An 11509-nucleotide genomic window follows, 5' to 3' on the forward strand; every position below is an offset into this window, starting at 1 on the left:
ACTTTATTACAACCTTATAAGGAATCTTCTATTATTTTTATTTCCTCATGATTTATATTAAAGTAATTGTATAACTCTTCTTCTGTTAAAGTGCTAAACCCATTAAAATCAGGTATTCTAAGCTTCATAACATTGTTAGGATAATACTCATATAAATCTTCACCTAACTTTTTAGCAAAGGTTTTAAAATAAAATTCATACAAGTTACTATTTAATATAAATAATAAAAATTCATAGGAAAAATCTATTTTCTCTTTTAACCTTAAAGCATAAACATCTGCACTAAAATAACTACCCTCATCTAAAGCAAATTTGCTGCTAGCAGCTTTAAAGGGAAATATTATTTTTTTATCTTCAAAAATATTTTGAGTTCTTCCCCATTGAAGGGCATACCATTTTCTTACACCTTTTACGCACTCTCTTCTCATTGATAACTTTTCTTTATAGTCCCCAATATACCTTATTGAGTTTGGATACTGACTTTCTTCCTTTATCAAATCCGAGTATATAAGATAACTATTTTGCCTATTTACTTCATTTTTTCTTATATAGCTTCCCTTAATCCAAGGTTTTAGTATATCTTTTTCTAGATGCCTTTGCTCTGCTGTTTGACCTTTAACCACAAAAGCTCTATCACATCCAGTAATAATCCCTTGATGGCTTGTACAAATATCTGACAATAAGTATTTACACTTACTTTCTATCTTTCTAACTATTTCCTTAATTTCATTATTCCTAAGAATCCATTCATCGCCCTTTAGTGATTCTTGAGATATAAAAAATCTGTTATAATCATTCCCTTCATTTAAAAATAAGGAATTAAAAAACCTGTTATCTTTTTTCCCCTTATCAGAAAGTGGTTTTATTATTTCTATATCCTTATAAGTGTCCTTACTCTTATCCATAAATATGATTACAGGATCAATACCTATCCCTTTGAAGGGTCTAACCCCGTAAAAATCAATAAGTTTATAAACAGACATGGATTCATTTATAATTCTTCTTAAATTCTTTCCACTTGAAGACTCTAAAAAATATCTTGAAGTAATAAAAGACAGCTTTCCCTGTTCTCTAAGAGTATCAATAGACTTCTTAAAAAAACAGTAGGAAATATCACTTTTATCTTTGAAAACTTCACTATATATAGTTTTTAATTTTAATGAATATTCCTTATCTATAGATTTTGGACCAACATATGGTGGATTTCCAATTATTACATTGAACTTATCAAGTTCTTCATAAGTTAAAAAATCTCCATTAACAAGATTTTTTGTAACTTCTCCACTTATTGAAAACAGGTCTAGTTTGAGTATATCTAGAGCCACACCATCTATATCAAATCCATATAAGTTGTGTGTAACAATATGCCTATTGATATTGTTTTCATTTAGTTTTATTTTATTTTCTTTGTTTATCCTACTTATATTTCTTAGGTATATGTCTTTAATATAAGTAAAACAATGTATTAGTAAATTCCCCGTACCACAGGCGGGATCTAATATTTTTATATATGGATTTTTAATTATATCCTCTTCTTTTATTGTGTTGTCTATAAGGTATCTTGCCATAGCAAATGGAGAATAAACTGTTCCTTTTTCTTTGTTATTTTTTATTATTTCATAGTAATATTCTGCAACAGTTTGTTCATCAGGAATATGAATTTTCTTTTTAAAACTTCCAATTGCAATCTCCTTAAACATAAAATCTATAGGAGAATTTAATACTTCAATAACTTCTTTGATATTATCAACAAATATTTTTCCCATGGCGATCACTTCCTTACATAACTACTATTTAAAGAAACTTTACTTTCTTATTTATATTAAAATCAGTATAACATAACTGAACAATTTTTGTAATAATGTAAAAATTAAAAGAAAAATGTCCCATACTCTAAGAAATTAAAGTATGGGACATAATATTACATATTTTCTTTTACTATAGTTAATATTTCTTCTTTTCTTTTTAACCCGTCCTTAGAAAGTCTTTCTATTTCTTTTTCCATGGCAGCTTTATACTCTTCATCTTTAATGCTTGAAAGATTTATTTTTACATTTAGTATAGCTCCTTCAATAGCACTTTGAGTCATTAAGGCTGCAACCCCACCATCAGAAATTGCATTTTTGTTTCCGTATTTAACTGAAACTAAAATACTGTCATAAAGGTTAAAGGTTTTTCTTGCCACCTCTAGAGGAATTGCAATTGCCCCTTTATAGCCTTCTTGTATCTTCTCACTTCTAATTGCCTTTTCTTCTTCTGTTTCCTTTGGAAGTTTAAAGGCAGCCATTACAGAGTTAAAAGCTTCTACATCCTTATTCATTAAGTCTAAAAATTCATCTTTTAACTTATCTGTAATTTCTAAGTGCTTATCTACTAATGCTTTTTCCTCATCATTTAAGCTTGCATAAGCTTTTTTTCCTACAGTCAAGTTAAATACCATGGCACTTAATGCACTAGCTAAGGATGAAGCTAAAGCTGCTACACTTCCTCCACCTGGAGCTGGTGAGTTTGATCCAAGCTCTTCTACGAATTCTCTTACAGTTTTATTGTCTAACATATTTACTCACTCCTTTTAATGTTCCACTACGATTTTACCATTTTTTATAACTTTATCTATAGAATTTATACCAAAATGATAAATTAAATAATTTAAATTTTTACTACTAAAAATTGCAATGTCAGCCTTTTTACCCACTTCTATGGAACCAATACTGTCTTCTCTATTTATTGCACAAGCTGCATTAATAGTCATAGCATTAATGATTTCTTCTGGGAACATTCTCATTCCAAAGCAAGCAAAGGTCATTACATTTTGTAGTGACTCCGTAGGTGAAGTTCCTGGATTACAATCTGTTGCTAGTGCTACAGCAACTCCATTATTAATCATTTCCCTTGCCCTTGCATATTTTCCAAGCATTAAATAAAAGGCTGTAGATGGTAAAAGTACTGCAACTACATCATTATCAGCTAACGCCTTTATTCCTTCATCAGAAGCTGCGATTAAATGCTCTGCAGTTGTAGCTTTTAATTCTCCTGCTAATTCTGCTCCCTTTACTGACTCTACCTCATCAGCATGAATCTTAAGCTTCAACCCATGTTTTCTTCCTATTTCTAAAATGTTCTTGCATTCCTCTGTTGTAAAAACTCCCTCTTCACAAAAACAGTCAACGAACTCAGCTAATTTATGTTCACTTATATAAGGAATCATTTCTTCATTAATTTTTCTTATAAATTCTTTTCGATTTTCCTTATATTCCTTTGGAATTGCATGAGCTCCCATAAAGGTTGAAACTATATCTATAGGATGACTTTCATTAAGTAACTGATTTACCTTAAGGATTTTTTCTTCGCTTTCTAAATCTAAGCCGTAGCCTGATTTACTCTCTACAGTAGTAGTTCCATGATTAAGCATAATGTCTAATCTTTTTCTAGCTTCTCCTGCTAATTCTTCAACTGAAGCTTTTCTGGTGTTTTCTACTGTACTTAATATACCTCCACCCATTTTAAGTATTTCTATATAGCCTACCTTGTTTAATTTTAGTGGTAGCTCTCTTTCCCTGCTTCCAGCATACACTACATGAGTATGAGGGTCCACAAGACCTGGTGTCACTGTCTTACCTCTTCCATCTATGATAGTATCTGCTTCAGCTATATAGTCTCTATATTCTTCTCCACTGCCTACAGCTATGATTTTATCTTCTCTTATTACCACATAACCATTTTCAATGATTTTGGCATCCTTCATTTCTTCTCTTTTCTTTCTATAGCTGCCCTCACAGGTAACTAAACAGTCAATGTTCTTAATAATTATGCCCATTAGTATCAGCTCCTAAATAAAATTATTCACTTATTCTTTTTTCTAATATTTGATCCATTGAGAAGTTTTCTATTTGAAGATAGTACTCTGCACTCTTAACTAAGGCTGCCATTGGTACAAGACCTATAACTTCACTGCCTATAACTGGTACTCCATAACGTTTTGCTTCCATTTTAACCATTTCAAAAGCTCTATATACTGCAGTTTTTTCGTAGTTTACTAGGTTCATTGAAACTTGAGCTATGTTTCTATCTTCTAATTTTACTCCCATAGCCTTAACAAATCTTAAGCCTCCACCTAAATGTCTTACAGTTTTTGCAATGGCATCAGCAATTTCCACTTTATCTGTACCTAAGTTAACATTAAAAGCTACAAGTGGTTCTCTAGCTGCAATAGCAATGCATCCACCCTTCACATTTACTTCACTTGGACCATAATCTGGTTTCCAATTTCCTTCTTTTATTTTTGTAAAGAAACCTTCATATTGTCCTTTTCTTACAGAAGCTAAGTTCTCTCTATGTGATGCTGTAGCAGCTTTTTCATAAAGGTAAACAGGTACATTGAATCTCTCACCAATTACTTTACCAACATTATTAGCTATTTCAACGCATTCCTCCATAGTAACCCCTTCTATTGGAACAAAAGGTACTACATCTAAAGCTCCCATTCTTGGGTGACCACCTTCATGAGTGCTCATGTCTATAACTTCATAAACCTTCTCTGCCATGTTAATTATTGCTGCTTGGAGTGCCTCTGGATTTCCAACTGCTGTAACTACAGTTCTGTTATGGTCTGCATCGCTTGAGTAGTCTAAAAGCTTTACCCCCTCAGCCTTTCTTAAAACTTCTACTATACTTTCTACTTTCGCCTTATCTCTTCCCTCACTAAAGTTAGGTATACATTCAATAATTCTCCCCATTATAAAGTCCTCCTTATATTTTTATAAAATTAAATTATTTCTTCTATTAATAAGTTACTTTTACTACTTTCTCTACATTATTAACAATTGTTTCCTTAACTATAAGTTCTAGTACTTTATCTAGCTCTTTATACATAACTACATCTTTATCTATAAAATTTACAGCTTTTCTTACTGTATCATAGGCTATTTTAGTTCCTTTTCCTAAAGTGACATTTTCTCTAAAATCTATTCCTTGACAAGCTGCTAAAATCTCAGTAGCTAAAACTCTTTCACAGTTTCTGATTATGTCCCTTCCCTTTCTTGCTGCTATAGTACCCATACTTACATGGTCTTCTTGATTTGCAGAAGATGGTATAGAATCCACACTAGCTGGATGAGCTAAAATTTTATTTTCTGATACTAAAGCCGCTGCTGCATATTGTGTAATCATAAACCCAGAGTTTAAGCCCCCATGCTTAACTAAAAAAGCAGGTAAATCATTTAGTTGATAGTTTATCAATCTTTCAAGTCTTCTCTCGGATACATTTGCAAGTTCTGCCATAGCAATACCTAGAAAATCAAAAGCTAAAGCCATTGGCTGCCCATGGAAGTTTCCTCCTGAAATTACTTGGCCTTCTTCAGTAACTATTGGATTGTCTGTTACTGAATTAATTTCAATTTCAACTTTTTCCTTTACATAGTTTAAGGCATCCTTGCTAGCACCATGGATTTGTGGAATACATCTTAAGGTGTAGGCATCTTGAACTCTTATCTCTCCTTGATTTGTAATAAGACTACTTCCTTCTACTAAATTTAAAACATTCTCTGCTGTTTTGATTTGTCCTCTATGAGGCCTAATACTATGCGTTCTTGGATCAAAGGCATCTCTTATACCTCTTAGTGCCTCTAAAGTTAAAGCTGAAGCTATGTCTGAGGTTTTTACAAGGTTAATTCCATCATAAAGTGCAAGAGCACCTACTGCTGTCATTATTTGAGTTCCATTAATAAGGGCTAAACCTTCCTTAGCAACTAATTCTACTACAGGAATTTCTGCTCTTTTCATTGCCTCCTGGCCAGTTAATATCTCTCCTTTATATTCTGCTTCCCCTTCCCCAAGCATAGGAAGCACCATATGAGAAAGTGGTGCTAAGTCTCCTGAAGCCCCTAAAGAACCCTTCTCTGGAATTATAGGATGAACTCCTTTGTTTAACATTTCAATAAGAGTATTTAAAGTTTCTAATCTAATGCCAGAATACCCTTTTGATAAAGCGTTGGCTCTTAGTAGCATGGCAGTTCTAACCTCATCTTTTGCCAGCCTATTTCCGAAGCCGCAAGCATGAGATATAATAAGGTTTCTTTGAAGAGTTTTACAATCCTCTCCTGATATAGTTACATCAGAAAACTTTCCAAACCCCGTAGTAATTCCATAAACAACCTGGTCATTTTCTACGATGCTATCTACTATACTTCTTGATTTAATTACTCTTTTCTTTGCTTCTTCACTAAGCTCTACCTGATAATTTTCTCTAGCTACTTTGATAATTTCTTCTAGAGTTAAACTATTTCCATCAATCACCACTTTTTTCATTTAATAACCCCCAATATTTATAGATTTCTATATCTACTCTATTCTTTATAAAACCCAAATAACCTCCTAAAAATATATCAAGAATATTGCGAATATTTTTAACATAACATCACTTTACTTTGTTAAACTTCTCATACTGCTTTTTATCTATATAGATATACCACGTCTTAGCTTTAAATAAAATTAATTTTTTCTATACTTGGATAGCAAAATACTTTAAGGTTTCAAGTAGTAAATCTATATATGACTTACAAAATAAAAAGTCTAGTTCAATCTCTATCAACCTCTTTAATTTCCCCTTCATAGAGCTTTATATAGCTATATAATGTACTTCTTGACTTAACACCTAATAATTTAGTAAACTCGACTGCTGTTATTTCTCCGAATTTCCACTTTTCATAATACTTCTTAAAGTCTTTGGGCAGTTATTTCACGTTCCATTTCTGCAACTGCACCCAGGATAGTTAATAAAAACTTGTATGTATCACCATTTGTGTTAAATCCTTCTTTGATGAAATGAACTACAACACCTTTTTCTTTAAAAAATTCGCATAGTGACCTAAGACCATCTACATTTCTTCCTAATCTTGAAATACTTTCACAATAAACGTTGTCAGTTTTCTTTGCCTCTAATTTTAACTTATTTAACTTTGGTCTATCTGCGCTTTTCCCAGTTACCTTATCTATATACCTTTTATTGATTTTAATATGCTCCAACGCCATTTCTTGACGTTTTTCATCTTGCTTAATAGTAGATACTCTTTCATAGCTGTAATTCATAGCAACCCCTCCTATAACAATTATAAGTGTTCAAAAAAGTTATTCAACGCATTGAACACTTATATATCTTGATTATTATTGTTTTATAAAGGTTTATGTATATTTTTATTCGTTTTAAACATGTACATAAAAACTGTTGATAAATTGAACATATAAGAGAGTTATTTAGGGTGACAATGAGGATGTCATCAAAGGAGGTTATATAATGAGGGTTAAAAGGGGACATAAAAAAGGCATAACCTTATAATTAAAAATTCTTTAATCGTTGATATAAATCTTCCGAATGACGATATCGTTAAAAAGCCTATCAGGATAAGTGATAAGATGTGGAATGATTTTAATGATTTCTGTAGAAAACAGGGTATTTTGAATTTGACTTTAATAAAATTCCTGAAAAATAATCAAAGAATTAATTTACATTTTATTCAAAATTATGGTAATATATATGTATATAATTATTAAAGGAGGCTCCTTATGTCCATTTTGTCAACAGTGATATCATATATTGTGTTTTGGATATTTTTAAAAAAATTTGATGACAAAATATGTAGACCGATTGAGAGTTTTATAAACAAATTTAGATATAAGAAAATTATTAAAGGTGTTGTATTAATATCATCTGCATTTATATGGCTAAGTATGGAAGGTTACGCAGGGTTAAATGATATTCTTTGGGGTATTATTTTTGGAATGATCTTAGCAGCAGGGACTACATTCTTAAATGTATTTAAAAATTAGTAAAAAGCTAAAACATGTATTCACATGTTTTAGCTTTTTTTTAACCTAAGTAACTAGGATCGGTTTCCCATTTACCATTAGCATATTGTAATGCAACAACTTTAGGTGCCTCTATTGCATACCAAGACTCAAAATAATCGCCACCTGATTTTACTCTTTTATATTGATACTTTTGAGCTACTTTGGCATTTATAAATCTGCCACTATCCATTAAATCGTTTGCTAAAGAGTATGCCCTACCAGCTGCTTTAAAGTCGTATTGTATTACTGCAGACATTACCATTACTCCAACAGCAAGTGGAGGTAGTACTACTAAAGCTTTCATTGCTAAGATTCCTAAGTTGTTAACATCGCTGGCAGCGTTTAAACATTTATCACGCAGATTTCTAGATTGCATCGCATTTACTACATTTTCAAAGTATTTAGTTTCTCCATTGTATGGCATAAAAACATCTCCTTTAAATTTAAAATATTTTATTTTCAATCGATTGAATTACATAAATTAAAAACGAAAATTTTTGAAACGTGTAAACCTAAGTTTAAAACAATTATTTATTTTTTTTTAAAAACATAATCTTTAATTTCCTGTACATCGTTTTTTACATCTTCAATAATGTTAAACTTATCTGTTAGCCTAGAAATAATATCCTGATAACTTTTTTCTCTTTCATCCTGCTTAATATCCCTTTTTTCCTGAGCTTTAAGAATATAAAAAATAAGAGCAACACTCAAGGCTGCCCATAACCCTTGAGAAGCTGCTATTTTAAATAGTTCACTTTCCATTTAATCACCCCTTTGCGTTATCCATAACATACAGATAATTTCTAAGGGCCTCAATACCTCGCCTTTTGGTTTTATTAACAGCTTGTCTACTAATATTTAAAGACTTGGCAATCTCAGAATCAGAATATTCAGATAAATAGCTATGCTTTAAAATTAATTTTTGTTGAGCTGTCAAAATATCCATATCAAAAAGTTCTTTTACAAAAATATGAGTATCCATATCAACTTCAATTTTTAATATGTCTAAATTCAATTCTAACTCTTCAGTGGGTTTGAGCACGTATTTTCTAAACAAATCAATACTTCTATGTTTTAGAAAATTAAAGAGATACTTAACTAAAGCACCTTCATGAGACTCATCAAACTTATTTATATCTATTGTTCCTAAAAGTTGAATAAATAAAATTACAAGATCTGTTTCGGCTTCTTCATAATTTAGTTTTTTAGATAATTTTTTAATTAATGGTTTAAATTTGTTAATGATCGCTAGTGAAGCATCCCTGTTACCTTCTTGGTGTAGAAGAACTAATTCATATAAAGAAGTTTCAATATCCATATACCTCAACACAATCCTTTCTATTCCCTAATTAACCCATATATGTAACTAAAAACGGATTGTGAAAGAAACTGTAAACTTTAAAAATAAGTTTTTTTGATGAGTATATAGAAATGCTTTTCAATAAATATACTTAAACTCCTCTAATGCGGATACTTTTCAACGTAAAATAGATTTCATTTGTGACTAAAAAGCAAAAAACTCAAGAAATTTATATGTTCCTTGAATGATACGTGCCAATTACTTTTCTAAATTCTTCTATAACTAAGTATGTGGGTACTTAATTTAAAAACTATTTTTATTATATGTTTATTAAACCAAATGATAAGTTTTAATAAATACCTACAATTTAGTACCTATTAGTGTCAGGTCAATTTCTTTTAATTTTTCTGGCCAGAAACGGCGGTTAAAAGTTTATTAAGATCAAAGATTAGTTTTTAAAAAAATTTATTAAAGGGAGGCATTCTATATGCAGTGTATTTTATCATTTTTACATTCTCATTGGGACAAACTTATCAATATTGTAAGTTCATTATTCAGGTCTAAAGGAACCCTTTCCATGAATTCTTCATCAGTCTCACAAAAAGAAAAAATAACAAAAGGTTTTTTTATTAACCTGAGGATATTTAAATGTTATTTTAATAAGGTTACATACAAAAAATATAAGAAGTAGTTTTATATTTTAATTATTGTTTAAAAGATGCGAGAACTATCTATAATTCGTTAATAGATAGTTCTCGCATCTTTAGCTTATATAAAGTCACATATTAAGTTAAAATCCATAGATAACTTTTTTACAATTAGACTTATTTATTTCATTCATGATTTTCATAACTATATTATTATTGATGCTATTTGAGTTAGAATTTATTAAATTATATACTCTTCCGACACTAACTTCTAGTAACCCTATACCTGGATATTTGTAGTCCTCTATAGCTGTTTTAGCAGCTCTAATGACCTCTAGATTATCACTAATTATATATAGGTTATTGCAACTCTTTATAGTTAATTAACTTTTTATCTATTCTTAAATCTCCCACTGATGCCTTCGCCTCTAATATTACTACCTGTCCATTTTCACGATTATAACCTACAATATCAAATCTATAGTTGTCTATTGTAATCTCTGCAGCACATATATACCCTTGGTTAAATAAGTACTTAAGCCCATAATTCTGGATCTTAGCATGCCTTTCTATACCTTTTAAACTGATTTCATTTGCTATAGTTGCACTAGACATGTAATCAGTAGCCTTAGTGTTTTTAACTTTTTTATTTCTTTACTAATTTTAACTTTATCCTTTTCTATTTTCTTTATTTCTGTTTCCATTAATTCAAGTTTTTCAATATATTGTTCTGCTTCCATTAATCCAACTGGTAATCTATATTCTTCAGAGTATACTGGAATTCCAAACTTATTCTTCTCGTGCTGATCCCAATCAAAATTTAATTTACGGCCTTCCTTAATTCTCTTTTCTATATATTTTATAAATGCTAGCAATAGATGGCGAAAAGCCTTTAAGAAACATGGCGTTTTAGGGTTAGATGATACAAGAAGAAGTAACAGTGGTCGTCCACGTGAGCGTGAGCTTACACAAGAGGAACTAATATCAAAAAAAGATGCAGAAATCGCATATTTGAAAGCTGAGATTGAATTGTTAAAAAAGTTAGAGTTGCGAGAAAGGTAGGTGAACAATTATAAGCTATCCGCAGCAGAAGCATTTAAGTTAATCAAATTAACTGTTAATAAGTTAAATACCTCAAATTTAGTTAGCCATTTGTGCAATACTGCAAATGTATACCGTTCAGGTTATTATAATTATTTAAGATCTACCGATCGACGGTTGCAACGAGAAGCACAAGATTTAGTTTTAAAGGATATAATTTTAAAAGCTTATGAACATAGAGGATATAAACGTGGTTCCATATCTATTAAAATGACGTTAAATAATGAGTTCAACATAATCTATAGCAGGAAGCGTATTCAAAGAATTATGCACAAATACGAGATAGTTTGCCTAATTCGCAAAGCCAATCCATATAATCAAATACCGAAAGCTACTAAGGAGCATACTGTTGTACCTAATATTTTGAATAGAAACTTCAAACAAAATACTCCAGGAAAAGTTTTGCTAACTGATATAACATATTTACCATACAGCGGTGGCCGTATGGCCTATTTATCGACCATTAAAGATGCCTCTACTAACAAAATACTAGCCTATATAGGGTTCCATGATAGAATTTTAACTTATTCATCTTCATAACCCCTTAAGGGAACCAGGGTAGGACTCATGGATAAGTTAAGTTTTAACTCTGGTTCCCTATATAGGGTTCCTTGGT

The 11509-nt window shown here is 30.8% G+C and carries 13 protein-coding genes; 2 read left to right on the plus strand and 11 right to left on the minus strand.

Annotated elements, in window-relative coordinates; all coding sequences use genetic code 11:
* Nucleotides 1-14: 14 nt before the first annotated feature.
* The 6 genes from B3040_RS12115 to B3040_RS12140 all read right to left on the minus strand — a co-directional run bounded on the left by B3040_RS12115 (nt 15) and on the right by B3040_RS12140 (nt 7086).
* Nucleotides 15-1766, minus strand: coding sequence for an Eco57I restriction-modification methylase domain-containing protein (locus B3040_RS12115; RefSeq protein WP_291573620.1), 1752 nt, complete (start codon nt 1764-1766; stop codon nt 15-17).
* 155 nt (nt 1767-1921) lie between these two features.
* A complete protein-coding gene (locus B3040_RS12120) occupies nt 1922-2557 on the minus strand; it encodes a cyclodeaminase/cyclohydrolase family protein (RefSeq protein WP_291573622.1) in 636 nt (211 codons plus the stop codon).
* A gap of 15 nt (nt 2558-2572) precedes the next feature.
* Complete coding sequence (gene hutI / locus B3040_RS12125) at nt 2573-3817, minus strand: imidazolonepropionase (protein WP_291573624.1); 1245 nt, start codon at nt 3815-3817, stop codon at nt 2573-2575.
* A 22-nt stretch (nt 3818-3839) separates the two neighbouring features.
* Nucleotides 3840-4736, minus strand: coding sequence for a glutamate formimidoyltransferase (gene ftcD / locus B3040_RS12130; RefSeq protein ID WP_291573626.1), 897 nt, complete (start codon nt 4734-4736; stop codon nt 3840-3842).
* A 46-nt stretch (nt 4737-4782) separates the two neighbouring features.
* On the minus strand, nt 4783-6306 hold the full coding sequence (hutH, locus tag B3040_RS12135) for a histidine ammonia-lyase (protein WP_291573628.1): 1524 nt from the start codon (nt 6304-6306) through the stop codon (nt 4783-4785).
* Between the two features lie 408 nt (nt 6307-6714).
* On the minus strand, nt 6715-7086 hold the full coding sequence (locus B3040_RS12140; protein ID WP_349679177.1) for a recombinase family protein: 372 nt from the start codon (nt 7084-7086) through the stop codon (nt 6715-6717).
* Nucleotides 7087-7560: 474 nt separating this feature from the next.
* On the opposite strand from B3040_RS12140, the gene B3040_RS12145 reads away from it, so the two are divergent.
* Entirely contained in the window at nt 7561-7824 is a 264-nt protein-coding gene (locus tag B3040_RS12145; protein ID WP_291573630.1) for a hypothetical protein, read from the plus strand.
* 40 nt (nt 7825-7864) lie between these two features.
* On the opposite strand, the gene B3040_RS12150 is transcribed toward B3040_RS12145, so the two are convergent.
* From B3040_RS12150 to B3040_RS12170, 5 genes are all read right to left on the minus strand, one after another.
* Complete coding sequence (locus tag B3040_RS12150; RefSeq protein WP_291573632.1) at nt 7865-8269, minus strand: hypothetical protein; 405 nt, start codon at nt 8267-8269, stop codon at nt 7865-7867.
* Between the two features lie 107 nt (nt 8270-8376).
* Entirely contained in the window at nt 8377-8607 is a 231-nt protein-coding gene (locus tag B3040_RS12155; protein WP_291573634.1) for a BhlA/UviB family holin-like peptide, read from the minus strand.
* 4 nt (nt 8608-8611) lie between these two features.
* Nucleotides 8612-9163, minus strand: a complete 552-nt coding sequence (locus tag B3040_RS12160) for an RNA polymerase sigma factor (protein ID WP_291573636.1) — start codon at nt 9161-9163, stop codon at nt 8612-8614.
* 989 nt (nt 9164-10152) lie between these two features.
* The gene (locus tag B3040_RS12165) at nt 10153-10407 is read right to left on the minus strand and encodes an MmcB family DNA repair protein (RefSeq protein ID WP_291573638.1); all 255 of its coding nucleotides are present in this window, start codon (nt 10405-10407) and stop codon (nt 10153-10155) included.
* Nucleotides 10389-10667 carry a hypothetical protein gene (locus B3040_RS12170; RefSeq protein ID WP_291573640.1) on the minus strand — a complete coding sequence of 93 codons (279 nt, stop codon included), beginning with the start codon at nt 10665-10667 and terminating at the stop codon, nt 10389-10391. Before B3040_RS12170 ends, B3040_RS12165 begins: the two co-directional genes overlap by 19 nt.
* A 343-nt stretch (nt 10668-11010) precedes the next feature.
* Between B3040_RS12170 and B3040_RS12175 the strand changes: the two genes are divergently transcribed.
* Complete coding sequence (locus tag B3040_RS12175) at nt 11011-11433, plus strand: IS3 family transposase (RefSeq protein ID WP_291573642.1); 423 nt, start codon at nt 11011-11013, stop codon at nt 11431-11433.
* The last annotated feature ends 76 nt before the right edge of the window (nt 11434-11509 follow it).

This window comes from Clostridium sp. UBA4548 (assembly GCF_002387895.1).
Taxonomy (GTDB): Bacteria; Bacillota; Clostridia; order Clostridiales; family Clostridiaceae; genus Clostridium_J.